13 protein-coding genes and 1 other RNA gene are annotated in these 14,882 nt (G+C 46.1%); 6 read left to right on the top strand and 8 right to left on the bottom strand.

Translation table 11 applies throughout. The features are described from left to right. Positions 1-28 precede the first annotated feature (28 nt). Positions 29-2,575: a bifunctional uridylyltransferase/uridylyl-removing protein GlnD gene (gene glnD, locus B0187_RS05800; protein ID WP_078236917.1), complete on the bottom strand. Its 2,547-nt coding sequence runs from the start codon at positions 2,573-2,575 to the stop codon at positions 29-31. A 140-nt stretch (positions 2,576-2,715) separates the two neighbouring features. Between glnD and rnpB the strand changes: the two genes are divergently transcribed. Then, an RNA gene (gene rnpB, locus B0187_RS05795) (RNase P RNA component class A) lies at positions 2,716-3,092 on the top strand. A 302-nt stretch (positions 3,093-3,394) separates the two neighbouring features. Here the strand turns inward: rnpB and cpxA are convergent. The 3 genes from cpxA to mazG form a co-directional block, all read right to left on the bottom strand. Further along, positions 3,395-4,783 (bottom strand): envelope stress sensor histidine kinase CpxA, encoded by a 1,389-nt coding sequence (gene cpxA / locus B0187_RS05790; protein WP_078236916.1) that lies wholly within the window; start codon positions 4,781-4,783, stop codon positions 3,395-3,397. A 62-nt stretch (positions 4,784-4,845) separates the two neighbouring features. Continuing rightward, positions 4,846-5,565: a response regulator gene (locus tag B0187_RS05785; RefSeq protein WP_078236915.1), complete on the bottom strand. Its 720-nt coding sequence runs from the start codon at positions 5,563-5,565 to the stop codon at positions 4,846-4,848. An 84-nt stretch (positions 5,566-5,649) separates the two neighbouring features. Next, positions 5,650-6,453: a nucleoside triphosphate pyrophosphohydrolase gene (gene mazG, locus B0187_RS05780; protein ID WP_078236914.1), complete on the bottom strand. Its 804-nt coding sequence runs from the start codon at positions 6,451-6,453 to the stop codon at positions 5,650-5,652. 79 nt (positions 6,454-6,532) lie between these two features. Between mazG and cydD the strand changes: the two genes are divergently transcribed. The 3 genes from cydD to cydC all read left to right on the top strand — a co-directional run bounded on the left by cydD (position 6,533) and on the right by cydC (position 10,398). Further along, a complete protein-coding gene (gene cydD / locus B0187_RS05775) occupies positions 6,533-8,272 on the top strand; it encodes a heme ABC transporter permease/ATP-binding protein CydD (protein WP_078236913.1) in 1,740 nt (579 codons plus the stop codon). 101 nt (positions 8,273-8,373) lie between these two features. Continuing rightward, positions 8,374-8,607, top strand: a complete 234-nt coding sequence (locus B0187_RS05770; RefSeq protein ID WP_078236912.1) for a hypothetical protein — start codon at positions 8,374-8,376, stop codon at positions 8,605-8,607. Positions 8,608-8,733: 126 nt separating this feature from the next. Then, positions 8,734-10,398, top strand: a complete 1,665-nt coding sequence (gene cydC / locus B0187_RS05765) for a heme ABC transporter ATP-binding protein/permease CydC (RefSeq protein WP_078236911.1) — start codon at positions 8,734-8,736, stop codon at positions 10,396-10,398. 14 nt (positions 10,399-10,412) lie between these two features. Here the strand turns inward: cydC and B0187_RS05760 are convergent, their stop codons facing one another. Further along, a complete protein-coding gene (locus B0187_RS05760) occupies positions 10,413-10,976 on the bottom strand; it encodes a UbiX family flavin prenyltransferase (protein WP_078236910.1) in 564 nt (187 codons plus the stop codon). Between the two features lie 120 nt (positions 10,977-11,096). Here B0187_RS05760 and B0187_RS05755 point away from each other — a divergent pair, with 120 nt between their 5' ends. After that, on the top strand, positions 11,097-11,867 hold the full coding sequence (locus B0187_RS05755; RefSeq protein ID WP_078236909.1) for a Nif3-like dinuclear metal center hexameric protein: 771 nt from the start codon (positions 11,097-11,099) through the stop codon (positions 11,865-11,867). On the opposite strand, the gene B0187_RS05750 is transcribed toward B0187_RS05755, so the two are convergent. Then, a complete protein-coding gene (locus B0187_RS05750; RefSeq protein WP_078236908.1) occupies positions 11,842-12,576 on the bottom strand; it encodes a hypothetical protein in 735 nt (244 codons plus the stop codon). The genes B0187_RS05755 and B0187_RS05750 overlap by 26 nt on opposite strands. A gap of 136 nt (positions 12,577-12,712) precedes the next feature. On the opposite strand from B0187_RS05750, the gene B0187_RS05745 reads away from it, so the two are divergent. Beyond that, complete coding sequence (locus B0187_RS05745; RefSeq protein WP_078236907.1) at positions 12,713-13,072, top strand: hypothetical protein; 360 nt, start codon at positions 12,713-12,715, stop codon at positions 13,070-13,072. A gap of 29 nt (positions 13,073-13,101) precedes the next feature. Here the strand turns inward: B0187_RS05745 and B0187_RS05740 are convergent, their stop codons facing one another. Both B0187_RS05740 and purD read right to left on the bottom strand, forming a co-directional pair. Further along, positions 13,102-13,413, bottom strand: coding sequence for a phage virion morphogenesis protein (locus tag B0187_RS05740; protein WP_281247599.1), 312 nt, complete (start codon positions 13,411-13,413; stop codon positions 13,102-13,104). A 196-nt stretch (positions 13,414-13,609) separates the two neighbouring features. Continuing rightward, a complete protein-coding gene (gene purD / locus B0187_RS05735; RefSeq protein ID WP_078236905.1) occupies positions 13,610-14,881 on the bottom strand; it encodes a phosphoribosylamine--glycine ligase in 1,272 nt (423 codons plus the stop codon). Between the last annotated feature and the right edge of the window lies 1 nt (position 14,882).

The following is a 14,882-nucleotide window of genomic DNA, read 5'->3' as shown; positions in this document are numbered from 1 at the left end:
GGGATATATTTTATCCCCTTTCGATTTATTATTCCCCACCCAACTCACTCAATAATTTTTCGCTTAATTCCTTTTGCTGTTCCGCTGAAAGAGCTTGTTGATCAGCTGTTGCCACAACGAAGAAATCTTCTACCCGTTCGCCAATGGTGGATATTTTGGCGTTTAGTAAAATTAAATTCAGTTGGTTGAAAATATGGCTGATTTGAGCCAGTAAGCCCTCTCGGTCGAGGGTGAATAGCTCAAATGCCGTTTGATTGGGTTGAGAATTTGCCAAAAAGCGGATTTTGGTTTGGCGTTTGAAGGTTTGGTGCTTAATTGGTTTACGGCTTGGTTTGAACGGTGTGGGTTCAGTCAATGCCTTTTGTAATGCTTGTTGAATTTGCTCGCTACGCAAATTATCCAGCCCTTTGCCGTTCAATTCAGTAATGATAAAGCTGTCGAACACCAACCCTGATTCTGACGTAATAATTTGTGCATCGTGGATACTCACTTTTTTGCTGCTTAACAGTTGAGCAATACGGGCAAAAAGTTGCGGTTGATCATCACAATGAATAAAAATTTCGGTCGCCCCACGTGCGTGTTCGTTGCTGACCAACACAAGCGGTCGCTTTGGCGTTTTTAAATAGGCGAGGGCGTGCCAAACCAACTGTTTCGGCGTGTTGCGTAAAAAATAGCTCTCGGGGCAAGGCTGCCAAAAATCGCGTAGCAGCTTGTGTTGGCTTGGGGTGAGGGTAAATTTTATCAATTCCAACGCTTGCAAGCGGTGCTGTTGAGCAATTTGTTGATAATCTAACCGCTTGTTGAGCTGTTGAGCGGTTAATTGGTAGAGTTGGGTGAATAGGGAACGTTTCCAATCGTTCCACAAGGTTTCGTTGGTGGCTTTAATATCGGCAACGGTCAGGCAGACTAAATCGCTTAAAGCGGTCTGATTTTCGACAATTTGAGCAAATTGCTCAATCACCGCAGGATCGTGAATATCCCTGCGTTGGGCGGTAATTGACATCGTCAAATGCTCTCGCACTAGCCACGCCATTTGTTCCGCCTGTTCAGGGCTGAAATCGTGCTGAATCGCAAATTCATACATATCCACCGCCCCGAGTGTGGCGTGATCGCCATTTCGTCCCTTGGCAATATCGTGGAATAGCCCAGCTAAATAGAGCAGAGGGCGATGAGTTGATTGCGTAAATAACGCCGAACAAAGCGGGTGGGTTTGAGCCGATTTTTCCGCTAAAAAACTTTCGAGCTGTAACATTACCTGCACCGTATGTTCATCAACGGTGTAAATATGGAAAAGATCAAATTGCATTAAGCCTTTGATTGCGTGCCATTGGGGTAAATAGCGGTCGAGTACACCGAGTTGGTGCATTGGCACAATCGCCCGTGAAATCGGGTTGGGTTGGGAAAAAAGTTGGATAAATCGCTGACGAGCTTGCGGACATTCGCTTAATGGCGAACGCAATTTTTGCAGACTTAACCGTAAAAAGCGTAGCGTTGTAACGCTTGGTGAGCTGTTAGGGTTTTGGCAGAGATGTAAAAACAGATCTAAAATTGTATAAGGTTTTTGCTCAAAAATGGCGTAATCTTCGGCGAAAATAACGTTATCTTGCACAAAATAATGGGGGTCAAGCGGTTGCCTTTCGGCTAATTTTGGTGGTAGCAACACCGTGCGTTTAAAGTTATCCAACAGCAGTTGGCTAAGTTGCGAGATCGATTGGGTCGCTTGGAAAAAGGCTTTCATCATCGCTTCCACCGCTTGATTATCCGAACCTTGATAGCCCAACTGTTCGCTTAATTGCAGTTGGCGATCAAAGCGTAGGCGGTTGTCGTAGCGTTTCAGTTGCAGGTGCAAGCCAAACCGCATACGAAACAGCACCGCTTGGGCGTGGCTCAATTCTTTGTATTCTTCGGGGAATAAAATCCCCCGCCGTAGCAGATCCTCAAAGGAATAAGTGCCGTAATGGCGTAGCATAATCCAGCCAATCAGGTGCAGATCTCGCAATCCACCTGGGCTATGTTTGAGGTCGGGTTCGAGGTTGTAGCTGGTGTTGTGATAACGGGCGTAACGCTCGTTTTTTTCAGCGATTTTTGCCGCGAAAAAATCCTCGATTCGCCAAAAATCTGCTTGTTGCATCGCATTGGAAAGTTGCTGCCACAAGGCAAAATTGCCCGTAATAAAACGGCTTTCCAGCATATTGGTCGCCACCGAAATTTCCGCCCGCCCAATTTCAACACTTTCCGCCACCGTACGAATCGCCGTGCCGAGCTGAAATTTACTATCCCAAAGCTGATTGAACAGTTGATTAAGCTGATTTCGCGTTCGTTCATCAACTGGATTCTCGGTCAGCACTAAAATATCCAAATCCGACAGCGGAAACATCTCTTTCCGCCCATAGCCTCCCACCGCAATCAAGGCAAGATCCGCCCGTTCCGTCAAGCCATATTCTTGCCAAAGTTGGATCAAAAGTTGATCGTAAAAATCGCTGCGTTGATGCAATAGATCAAAAATATCAGATTGAGCAAAATCATTTTTTTGCTGTTGATTAAAATCGGCAAGTTGGGTTTTGAGGTCAAGCATTGTGATGAGAGTCGGAAAAGGAAATTTGGCGGAAAGATACGCTTTTCAGGAAGGATATGCAAGGGGTGGGATTTTATGTTCTTGAGAATATTAAATTTGATTTTTGCAAAAAGGGAATAAAGAGGATATAATCCGCCCCCTGAGTCGGTTAGACAATCGCTGGTTTATTGAAGCCCTCAAATTCGCTTTGCGAGAACTAGGGGACAAGTGAACGAGAGGAAAGTCCGAGCTACACAGGGCAGAGTGCCAGATAACGTCTGGGGGGCGTGAGCCTACGACCAGTGCAACAGAGAGCAGACCGCCGATATTTCGGTAAGGGTGAAAGGGTGCGGTAAGAGCGCACCGTGTGGGTGGTAACATTCCACAGCAGGGTAAACTCCACTCGTAGCAAGACCAAATAGGAACTCAATGGGTTGCCCGCTCAGAGTTCGGGTAGGTTGCTTGAACGTGCGTGCGAACGTACGTCTAGATGAATGATTGTCCACGACAGAACTCGGCTTATCGACCGGCTCATCTTATTTTGATAAAAAGCGAATCGTTTTGGCGGTTCGCTTTTTATTTTGGGGATAGGAAAACTAAGGATAAGAGAAATTTTAAAAAATCTTACCGCTTGCTTTTGAAAATTTGGGGACGCGAGCATCGCGTCCCTACGGTAGGGACGCCACGCTGGCGTCCTTTTATTTTGAAATTGACGAAACCGCTCAACGCAAAGTGACGGGGGAAGTTTGATCGAGCGAGATAATAATTTGTAAAGGCGGATTTTATATCCGCCTTTGTTACAAATGAACAACGAAATTTCCCAAAATCCCACCCCTTGTATCACTCAATCCAAAGCGGTAGCCGAATTTCGACTTTTAAACCACCGAGTTGGCTTTTTGAGGCGGCGACAGTGCCGTTGTGTTGTTGGATGGCGTTTTGCACGATGGCGAGTCCTAAGCCTGTGCCGCCTGTTTGTCTGGCACGGGCTTCATCAACGCGGTAGAACGGGCGGAAAATTTGTTCGTATTCGTGTTCCGGCACGCCTTCGCCGTCGTCTTCAATCGCAATCACAAGGGTTTGTTTGTCGAGGTAGAGCATTACGCTGATCCGTTGGTTGGCGTATTTTTGGGCGTTGCGGATCACATTTTCCACCGCACTTGCCAAAATGTTGGCGTTGCCGTTGATTAAATTTGGTTTGGACGAAAAAATGCGGTTGCGGATCAGCAACATAATGCCGTTTTGTTCCGTTTCAAAATTGGCATCGTCTAGCACCGTTTGCCAAATCTGTTCGATAGGGAAAATCTCACGGGTGAGGTGCTGGTTCAATTCTTGGCGAGAGAGGGAAAGCAGATCCAGCACCATTGCGTTCAGTTTTTGGATTTCGTTCTCAATCCGTGTCAGTTCGTTCGATTCCCCCGAACGGTGGCGAAGAATGGCGGTGGCGAGTTGCATTCTCGCAAGCGGTGTTTTTAGCTCGTGGGAAATGTCCGACAGCAATCGCTGTTGGTGCAGGCGAAGTTGTTGCAGGGATTGAATCATCTGGTTGAAACTTCTGCCCACCTCTCGAATTTCGTAAATTGAGCCGTTTTCGAGTTCGGGATTGATCGCCAAATTGCCCGAAGCCACCGCATTCGCCGACAGGCGTAGGGCGTGGACGGGTTGGGCGATTTTGTAAGAAAGCCAAAAAAGGATTGGAATACTGACCGCTAGCAAGATGAAAAGCATTAGCCACGGTGAATCAAAGAAGATGTTAAACAGCTCTTGTTGCGGATCAACGGTTTTGACGAAGTAGTGATAATACTCACGTTGGGCGGATTTCACCGAAAACGGCCCGTAAATTTCGATGTTGTCGAACATTCGGCGTAGGGGCTGTTCGGGGCTGTGGGCGCGGTAGATAAACACCTGCAAAGGTTTCACTTGTTTTGGCGAAGCCCCGATAAAAATGCTGGTTTTCGGATCAAATACGATCAAATTCAAGCCATTCGGGCTGTCAAGGGCGAGTTTCCGCTCAAATACTTCGTCCATATTGTATTTGTTGAGCAGAGTTTGGCTTTCTTGCTGATAAAAGGCTTTTTCATCGGTTTCCAAATGGCTGAATGCACGGGCATCGAGTTTTGGCAAAATAAAGGCAATGGCGAGCATTATCACAAACACTAAGCCAAAATAGGCGAAAATTTGGTAGGTGAGGTATTGTCGGATCGAGCCGAACAGGGCGAATATTTTTTTCATTGGGTTGAAATGTTGAAAGAAGTGAGTAGAAAAATCCCTCGTAAAACGAGGGATTGAGTGATTTATTTTTCCGTAACCAGTAAATAACCCCGACCACGCAAGGTTTTGAACCAAGGTAAATTATCGTTACGCTCTGGCAATTTTTTACGCAGATTTGAGATATGCATATCAATCGCACGGTCGTAAGGGGTGAGGCGTTTGCCAAGGATTTCAAGGCTCAACAGCTCACGCGAGAGAATCTGCCCTGGGTTACGCATTAACATTTGTAATAGAGCAAATTCCGTGCCAGTGAGGTCGAGATCCTTGCCCTCAAAAATCTCTTGTTGGCGACCAGGGTGAAGATCAACCCCCCCGAACGAGAGCTGTTTGCCGTTATCTTCGGTGTTGATTGATTGCAATTCCAAATGCAATGGGGTTTGCATATTGGCACGGCGTAAAATCGCTTTGATTCGAGCGACTAATTCACGGTCGTTGAATGGTTTTGGTAGATAGTCGTCCGCACCCAGTTCTAAGCCGAGAACACGGTCGATTTGATCATCTCTGGCACTCAACATTAACACGGGAACGGCATATTTCTGACGCAGTTGTTTGAGGGTTTCAATGCCGTTGAGAACGGGCATCATCACATCTAGCAAAATCAGATCGTAGGATTGTAATTCTAGCTCGTTCAATGCCTCTTGCCCATTATGCACCACGTGAATATCAAAGCCTTCGAGGGCAAGCAATTCGGCGAGTAGTTCGGTTAATTCAATATCGTCATCAACTAATAAAATCTTTGGCATAGTTGTTCCTATTTTTCGACTAGTGTTGTTTTTCTGTAAACGAAAATTCAAGTTTCATTGACAATGTCGTTTTGTGTGGCGATTTTAGCAATTTTTGTCAATTTGTTCTACATTTTTTATCTGCTCCCAAACCGCATCAAGTTCGGCGAGGGTACAATCTTTCACCTTTTTTCCTTGGGATCGCACCGCTTGTTCCACCTTTCTAAACCGCTTTTCAAATTTAAGATTGGCATTGCGTAAACTGGTTTCTGCGTCAATTTTGTAATGACGGCAGAGATTAACGGTGGCGAACATCAAATCCCCCAACTCTTCTTCTAGTTGGCTGGCTCCTTGTGGAAAATCCGCCATTTCTGCTTTCACTTCGGCGAGTTCTTCTTCCACTTTGGCAAGCACGTCCTGCGGATTTTTCCAGTCAAAACCGACTTTGGCACAACGATTTTGCAATTTATTGGCTCGGGTGAGGGCAGGCAGGGCGAAAGGTAAATCATCTAAAATGGAATGATGTTTCGTATTTTTTGCTTTTTCTTTGGCTTTTTGCTCTTCCCAATTTTTGAGGGCTTCTTCGCTATTTTGGGCGGATTTATCGCCAAAAACGTGGGGGTGGCGGTAAATCATTTTGTCGTGAATGTCGTTTAGTACGTCTTGAAAAGTGAAAGTTCCTTCCTCGCTCGCCAACTGGCTAAGAAATACCACTTGTAGCAACAAATCGCCCAATTCCTCGCGTAAAGCGGTGCGATCCTGCTGTTGAATCGCTTCGGCAACTTCGTAAGTTTCTTCTAATAAATGGGGAAGCATTGAGTTAAAATCTTGTTTTAAATCCCAAGGGCAGCCGTTTTCAGGATCACGCAAACGAGCGATAAGTTGCACAAATTGCTCAATAGTTTTCATTATTTTTCCTCTATGGTTGGGATTGAAATCGGTTTTGCATTATACTTCTAACCCATTGAGAAGAAAACGAAAACGCAAAATGGAAAAACAGCGACAAAAATACCTGCAAAAATGGTTGCGGCAGCAACAAAAAGTCGTCAAAAAGTGGCTCTATTTGAATGTGCTACTGGGCGGATTGAGTGCGATTTTGATGATCGCCCAAATGGGCTTGCTTGCCTCAATGTTGGAAAAAATGATTGTGCAAAAACAGTTGCCGAGCGATTTTCTCTGGCAAATTGTTGCCCTGTTTGGCTGTTTTGTGGGGCGAGCGGTGCTGATTTGGGGGCGAGAGCGAGCAGGTTTTAATGCGGGGCAGACTTTACGTTTGCATTTGCGAAAATTAGTGATCGAAAAACTTTCCCTTGCAGGACCGATGTCCATTTCACAACGCCCTGTCGGCAGTTGGGCGACAATGATGTTGGAACAGGTGGATAACATTCATCAATTCTACGCCCGTTATTTGCCGCAGCAGTTTTTATCGTTAATCGTACCGCTTGCCATTCTCTGTTTTGTGTTTCCCCTCAACTGGGCAGCGGGGGTAATCCTCTTTGTTACCTTGCCACTCTTGCCGATTTTTATGGCGTTAGCGGGTTTTAAAGCGACCGAAGCCAACCAACGCAATATTGGGGCGTTATCCCGTTTAAGCGGGCAATTTTTAGACCGCTTGAAAGGGCTGGAAACCATTCGCCTGTTTGGACAAGCCGAGGCTCAAACTGAGCAAATTCATCAAAGTACCGAGCAATTTCGCCTTAGCACAATGGACGTCTTGAAAATGGCGTTTTTGTCGTCCGCCGTGTTGGAATTTTTTACGGCGGTGTCGATAGCGGTAATGGCGGTCTATTTTGGTTTTTACTATTTGGGGGAAATCACCTTTGGCGATTACGGCACGAGCGTGTCGCTGTTTATCGGCTTTTTCTGTCTAATGCTTGCCCCCGAGTTTTACCAACCCCTGCGTGAATTGGGCGTTTATTATCACGACAAAGCGGCGGCGATTGGGGCGGCGGACAGTTTAGAAGATTTTCTCAGCCAAGAAGTGCGAGTGCCAGCGGAAGGGCAGAAATTTTTGCCAAACCAACCGCTTGCAATCCGTGCGAAGGATTGTGTGGTGCTTTCGCCACAAGGTAAGCCCCTTTCGCAGCCCCTTAATTTTGAGATTAACGCCCATCAGCATATCGCCTTAATCGGGCAGAGTGGGGCGGGCAAAACCTCGTTGATGAATCTGTTGCTTGGCTTTTTGCCTTACGAGGGAAGCCTTGCGATTAACGGGGTGGAATTGCGAGAGCTGAACCTTGCCGTGTGGCGTGAAAAATTGGCGTGGGTGGGGCAAAATCCGCAACTGATGAAAGGCACGCTCAAAGAGAACATTTTGCTCGGTAATCCGAATGTGTCCGATGCCGAATTAGAGCGGGCGTTAGCATTATCCAAAGCCGATGAATTTGTCTATCGGCTTGGTTTTGATCGTCAAGTGCAAGACGGCAACGCAGGCATTTCTGGCGGGCAAGCCCAACGGATTGCCATCGCCCGAGCCTTGTTGCGACCTTATCAGCTACTTTTATTAGATGAACCTACCGCCAGCCTTGATATGCAGTCGGAACAGCAGGTTTTAGCCGCCTTGCACAATCTCAGTCGAGAGCAAACCACCCTAATGATCACCCACCGTATTGAAGATCTCAAACAATGCGATCAAATTTGGGTAATGAAACAGGGGCAGATTGTGCAAAAAGGCGATTTTGCAATGCTTGAAAAAATGGGTTTATTTGCAGAAACGTTAAAGCAGTAAATTTATTTTGTGATCTTGATCGACTAATTGAGATCTCAATATTTCAAGGGGAATAATTTGGTATAGACTTGCGACATTAAATATCAAAAGGAGATGTTGCAATGTGGAATTTATTAAGTTTACCCAATACGATTGAAACTATTGAAGCGTGGGCGAAAATTTTAGAAGATATTGCCAAAGTCGCCGTACTTGCAATCCCTGTTGTGTTATACGGCGATAAAACCTTATTAGTCAAATGTGGAAATAGTTTCTTATTATTATGTGTCGTTTATGCGTGTTTGATTATTGCTAAATTACTGAGAAATAATAAAACGCAATTTATAGGAGAAAAATGATGGACTTAACATTCCCCCTCGCAGGTTTCGCCTTATTTTTAATTTGTTTGGCGATTGGCTTAAATCGTTATGTAGAACGAATGAAAAAGCAATCTAAAACCAAATCATCATAGGTAATTTTTGATAATGCGATCACTTTTTCCTTTTCTAACCCTTTACCGCACCCATTTCGGGCGGTTGTTGTTGGGTATGGTGCTGGCGATTACGGGCTTAACCGCCAGCATTGGCTTATTGAGCTTGTCGGGCTGGTTTTTAACCGCTTCATTTTTGGCGGGATCAATCTTTGTTTTCAATTTTTTCTATCCCTCATCAGGGGTGCGAGGATTGGCAATTCTACGCACGATCGCTCGCTATTTTGAACGCCTCGTTACTCACGATGCCACTTTCCGTGTGTTGGCGAGTTTGCGAGTGGCAGTGTTCAAAAAGCTGATTCCCCTTAGCCCTGTGGGGTTAAATCGCTATCGCCATAGTGAATTATTGAACCGCTTGGTGGCGGACGTGGATACCCTCGATACCCTTTATCTCAATCTGCTTTCGCCGTTTGTGAGTGCGGTAATGGTAATCGCCTTTATGGGTATCGGGCTTTCCTTTATTTCGCCGCTGTTAGCCCTTGTGATTTGCGGCACGTTGCTTGCCTTATTGGCGATTTTTCCGACTATTTTCTACCGTTTAGGGCAGAAAACGGGGCGAAATGTGGTGCAGGCTCGGGCGAGTTATCGTTCCCAATTTATTGAGTGGATTCAGCTCAATGCGGAATTTTTACTGTTTGGCGTGCAACAAAATGCCACCGAAAAATTGCAACAGACGGAAAAACACTGGCTTGCTGCCCAAAGCCGAGAAAGTCAGCTTGGCGGATTGTCCAATGCGTTATTGTTGGTGGCGAACGGGCTGTTAGTTTGCACCGTGATTTTGCTGTTCAGCACGGCGACAATGCCAAATGTGGAATATGGCGAAGCCTTGATTGCGTTGGTGATTTTTTGTGTCCTCGCTTCGTTGGAAATTTTAACCCCAATCGGAATCGCCTTTTTGCACCTAGGGCAGGTGATTGCGGCGGCGGATCGCCTCAATGAAATCACTGAACAATCGCCAACGGTGCAGTTTAATGGCTCGCAGCAATGGCAGAAATTTTCGGAAAACGCACCCCTTGTACGCTTTGAAAAGGTCGCTTTTGCCTATCCGCAATCGATCCAACCTGCGTTGAACAACATTTCTTTTGAGATTTTGAAAGGGCAGAAAGTGGCGATTTTAGGCAAAACGGGCAGTGGCAAATCGACCATTTTCCAACTTTTGACCCGTAATTATGATCCTACAAGCGGTCAGATTTGGCTAAATGCTTACCCGATTGCCGACTATGCCGAAAATACCCTACGCCAAAAAACGGCGGTGTTAAGTCAGCGAGTGCATATTTTTAGCAGCAGTTTGGCGGATAATCTCAAATTGGGGAATCCGCAAGCCAGTGATGAAAAATTGTTGGACGTGTTGGCAAAAGTCGGTTTGGGCTATCTCGCCGATCAACCAGACGGCTTGAATTTATGGCTGGGGGACGGCGGTCGCCCTCTTTCTGGCGGGGAACAACGCCGTTTGGGGCTAGCTCGTCTCTTGTTGAGCGAGGCGGAATTATTGTTGCTCGATGAACCAACCGAAGGGCTGGATCGCACCACGGAACAGCAGATCCTACAACTGATTTTTAACCATTGCCAAGATCGCACTTTATTGATGATAACCCACCGCTTGCAAGGGCTGGAAAACTTCGATCAAGTGCTAAAAATCGACAACGGGCAACTGGTTTAGCCAAAAAGTTGGGGCTATTCGCCCCAACGTTTCATCTTAATATCCAACTCAAACAGATCCAACGCCCGTTGCACGCTGTGGGTAATGATTTCTTCCACCGAAGTCGGCTTTTGATAGAAGGCTGGCACGGGCGGAAAAATAATCCCCCCCATTTCCGTTACCTTTCGCATATTGTCCAAATGTGCCAAATTGAACGGCGTTTCTCTCACCATTAACACCAAACGGCGGCGTTCTTTCAGCACCACATCGGCGGCTCGGGTCAGCAAATTGTCGCTAAACCCATTCGCCACCGAAGCGAGGGTTCGCATTGAGCAAGGGGCGACAATCATTCCCAGCGTTTTAAACGAACCGCTGGCAATGCTTGCCCCCACATCTTGAATGGAATGTACCTGATCGGCGAGGGCGATTAAATCCTCACGGCGATAATCGGTTTCTAAGGAACGGGTCAGATCCGCCCCTTTCGACATCACTAAATGGGTTTCCACCTCGCCCAACGCCCGCAATATCCGCAGGGTGTGGTAGCCATATTGAAAGCCACTCGCCCCGCTGATCCCCACAATGATTCGTTTTTTTGCCATTTTGCCCCTACAAGCGGTCTGATTTTCGGAAATTTTTACGAGGGCGTATCATACTCAAAATTCTGCACGGAATAAACCGTGCTATACTGCTCAAAATTTTTATTGATAAAAGGAAGAACAATGCTCACCAATCTTCAACTCGAACAAATTTTAGACGAAAAACTCAACAGTAAAGCGATTGCCGACTACGCCCCAAATGGCTTGCAGGTCGAGGGCAAACGGGAAATCCGCAAAATCATCACGGGGGTTACCGCTAGTTTGCCGCTAATTGAAAAAGCAGTCGCAAAAAACGCCGATGCGATTTTGGTACACCACGGCTATTTTTGGAAAAGCGAAAGCCCGTGTATTCGTGGAATGAAAGGCAAGCGGATTAAAACCCTGCTGGTAAACGACATCAACTTGTTTGGCTACCACCTGCCCCTCGACATTCACCCCGAACTCGGCAATAACGCCCAACTCGCCAACCATATTGGGGCGATTAACTTGCAAGGTTTAGAAGATAAACCGAACTCAATCCCCGTTTACGGCGAATTTGCCGAACCGATCTCGGCGGACGAACTTTACCAACGGTTAGCAAAAGCACTCAACCGCCAACCCACTTTCTGCGGCGACTTCCACCCTGATTTCCCCCAAAAACCGATCAAAACCGTGGCGATCTGCACAGGGGGCGGGCAGGGCTACATCGACCTCGCCGCCGCCAAAGGAATTGACGCCTTTATCACGGGCGAAATTTCCGAACAAACCACCCATTCCGCCCGTGAACAAGGCATCTACTTCTACGCCTGCGGTCATCACGCCACCGAACGAGACGGCGTAAAAGCCCTCGGCGAATGGCTCGCCGAAACCTATGGGGTAGAGGTGGAATTTATTGATATTGATAATCCTGCGTAGGGGAAATTGAAATAGTGCAAGTAGGAATGCTCTCGAAAGGGAAAATAGCAACAAATAGCGGCAATACCATTGCTCGCCCAACCGCATAGCTTTGAACCATAGCTCGTTGCCCTAAATTAGCTGTAAACTCGCTCATCTGCTTAACGGATTGAACTCGTCTGCTATAAACTGCATTGGCTTTCGCTCGTTGATTGAGTTGTTGCAATCTTCTTTGTTGGCGATCAATAGAGGCATTCGCCTCATTCATTCGATTGCGTAGCTCACGTTGTGCTTGGGCGAGACGTGCGGTATTGATCCCGCTTTCCGCTAATTTTTTGCGAGCGGTTTCTAATTTGAGATTTTGTGCTTGTTGGGCTTGCTCTAATTTTTTTACGGCATTTTTTGCACGTTCAAATTGTTTGGTTAAACGCTTTGAGGGATTCGCCGTTGCATTAAATTTATCTGCTAAACGTTGAGCTTCATTTTGGGCTTCTTTGAGCTTTCGGTTGGTTTCTGTAAGTTGATTTTTGAGAGGATTTAATGTTTTTGCATATAGGTTAATTTTTCGTTGATTATCACTATATTGTGAACTTAATTCACCCAATGTTCTTTTTGTTTTAGAGAGTTGTTTTGCGAGTTCGATTACTTTTTTACTCGCATTTTGGAACGGTGCTGTAAGTTTATCAACAGCCGATAAAATGACTTCGAGTTTCAAATTACTATTTGCCATAGACGTAGTATCCTTAGTTCAAAGAATAAATTATAGATATTTCTTAGATTGTAAATTTTTTGTGTTAGTGTGGTTTTAGTATTGACATTATCGAAAAGAGGTTTTAATTTAAGGAAAATTGATAGGGGGAAGTGCAATGATTGGGTTAATTTACTTCTTTGGTGTAGCGTTATTCTTTGGTGGTCTGTTTTGGTTTTCTATTTTGGGGATCATTATAGCCGTAGCTGCATCGGTTTTTATTGGTGTGATAGCTCTATCCTTAGTTGTGGTATTTTGGCGTTTCATTGCGATTGGATTAGGGCTTTTCTTGGGCTGGTTTTTACTGTTTTTAATGTTTGAAGATATTCCGCTCACGTTAAGTATTTTATTTGGTTTAGCGGTTGTTCTATGGTTTGTTTCAGAAAATTCAGATAAAGAAACGGAAGTAAAAGAAAATAGCATAGAAGCCGAAATCGAGAGCATTAAACGCCTCGGTAAAAATCCTCACTATCGGTAATGTTAAGGCGGTTTTAACCGCCTTTTTTATTACCCCTTCGCTAGCCTTTCAATCACTAAATCCTCAATCATTTCGATATCCTGTTCGGTAAAACCTAACAATTCCCGTTGATCGTATTTGACTTTGTATCTTGCTCGTTTCGACACACGGCTAGATAAGCCGAATTGGTGTACGTTAGCAATAAAGGCATTTTGCCCTGTGTAGCCAAGGCTTAGTCCTTGGGCGTTTGCCGTTTGTCGCATAAATCGGGCGGTTTTAAGTTTGGCGAACATTGCTTGTTGCTTAATTTTGCCCTTTTTCGACCGCTTGCGGGGGCTTTTGCGTGGGGTGTAAACGGAAATACCAACGGATTTGTCCGTCGGTATTTTCCAAAAGGGAGTGATTTAAGCGAGATTACCCAAGCTGATGTTGAACGCGTAGAGCAAGCCTTAAATGCCTGCCCACGAAAAACATTTGGCTTTCAATCCCCTGAATCACGATTTTGTGCAGTGGGGGGAATCTACAAATTTCGCAGAATCCTACCCCTTGCTATTAGAGCTATTTCTCAGCCCTAAACCCAATATCCTTTCGGTAGAAAGTGTGAGGGATTGGGTTATCGGTGAGGTAGGCGTAAACTTGCTGTTGGGCTTGTTTGACGTTGTCGGCGGTGGCGGATACGAGGAATAGGCGGCCGCCGTTGGCGATGAATTTGTCGCCTTGTTTGGTAATACCCGCCCCGAACAGTTGCAGGCTGCTGTCGGCTGGGACGCTTAATTCGCCGAGGTCAAAACCGCTTTCTGCTTTGGCTGGGTAGCCTTCGGCAGCTACCACTACGCCGAGGGTAATGCCGTGGGTTTTCCATTTGATTTGCGGTTCTTTGCCGTTGAGAATGTCGCTGATGTGTTGGGCGAAATCGCTCTCGAAGCGTTGTAGCACCACTTGGGTTTCAGGGTCGCCGAAACGGGCGTTAAATTCGATCACTTTGATGCCGTCTTTGGTCATCATCAAACCTGCGTAGAGAACGCCTTTGTATGGCGTGCCTTCTTTTACTAGCCCTTCAATCGTTGGTTGCACCACGATTTTCATCGCTTCATCGATCACGTCCTGTCCGAATTGTGGCACAGGGGAATATGCCCCCATTCCGCCTGTGTTTGGGCCTTGATCGCCGTCATAGGCTCGTTTGTGATCCTGCGAAATGCCGGCAAACCACGCTTTGTCGCCATTGACGAAGCTGAATAGCGAAAATTCTTCGCCCTCTAAAAATTCCTCGATCACCACGCGAGCTTGGTCGTCTTGGTTCACATAAAGCTCATCAACCAACATCATTTCAAGGGCGGAAATGGCTTCCGCTTCGCTCATTGCGACCACTACGCCTTTGCCAGCGGCTAAGCCGTCTGCCTTGATCACAATCGGCGCACCTTGTTCCAGCACATAGGCTTTTGCTTGTTCAAAATCGGTAAAGGTGGCGGATTTGGCGGTTGGCACGCCATATTTTTGCATAATTTGTTTGGCGAAATCTTTGGAATATTCCAATTTTGCCGCCGCTTGGCTTGGTGAGAAAACGGGAATGCCAGCCTGTTCTAACGCATCGCTCACGCCATAAAAGAGTGGGATCTCTGGCCCGACAAACACCCAATCAATTTGGTTGGCTTGGGCAAATTCGACAATGGCTTTGCCGTCTGTTTCGCTGAGGTTTACCGTGATAATGCCGTCTTGTTTCATTCGTGGGTTGCCTTTGGCACAATACACGGCGGACACGCTCGGCGACTGTTTGAGAGTTTTGGCAATGGCGTGTTCGCGACCGCCGCTGCCGATAACAAGTAATTTCATC

The sequence above is a fragment of the Haemophilus paracuniculus genome (assembly GCF_002015115.1).
In the GTDB taxonomy this organism is placed as follows: Bacteria; Pseudomonadota; Gammaproteobacteria; order Enterobacterales; family Pasteurellaceae; genus Haemophilus_E; species Haemophilus_E paracuniculus.
This window is presented reverse-complemented; position numbering and strand designations above follow the sequence as displayed.

Bases quoted from the DNA above. Each gene is read 5' to 3' on its own strand.
- B0187_RS05785 (WP_078236915.1), bottom strand. From the start codon at position 5,565: ATGCCAAAGATTTTATTAGTTGATGACGATATTGAATTAACCGAACTA.
- B0187_RS05745 (WP_078236907.1), top strand. From the start codon at position 12,713: ATGATTGGGTTAATTTACTTCTTTGGTGTAGCGTTATTCTTTGGTGGT.
- cydC (WP_078236911.1), top strand. From the start codon at position 8,734: ATGCGATCACTTTTTCCTTTTCTAACCCTTTACCGCACCCATTTCGGG.
- cydD (WP_078236913.1), top strand. From the start codon at position 6,533: ATGGAAAAACAGCGACAAAAATACCTGCAAAAATGGTTGCGGCAGCAA.
- mazG (WP_078236914.1), bottom strand. From the start codon at position 6,453: ATGAAAACTATTGAGCAATTTGTGCAACTTATCGCTCGTTTGCGTGAT.
- B0187_RS05755 (WP_078236909.1), top strand. From the start codon at position 11,097: ATGCTCACCAATCTTCAACTCGAACAAATTTTAGACGAAAAACTCAAC.
- cpxA (WP_078236916.1), bottom strand. From the start codon at position 4,783: ATGAAAAAAATATTCGCCCTGTTCGGCTCGATCCGACAATACCTCACC.
- B0187_RS05760 (WP_078236910.1), bottom strand. From the start codon at position 10,976: ATGGCAAAAAAACGAATCATTGTGGGGATCAGCGGGGCGAGTGGCTTT.
- purD (WP_078236905.1), bottom strand. From the start codon at position 14,881: ATGAAATTACTTGTTATCGGCAGCGGCGGTCGCGAACACGCCATTGCC.
- B0187_RS05750 (WP_078236908.1), bottom strand. From the start codon at position 12,576: ATGGCAAATAGTAATTTGAAACTCGAAGTCATTTTATCGGCTGTTGAT.
- B0187_RS05770 (WP_078236912.1), top strand. From the start codon at position 8,374: ATGTGGAATTTATTAAGTTTACCCAATACGATTGAAACTATTGAAGCG.
- glnD (WP_078236917.1), bottom strand. From the start codon at position 2,575: ATGCTTGACCTCAAAACCCAACTTGCCGATTTTAATCAACAGCAAAAA.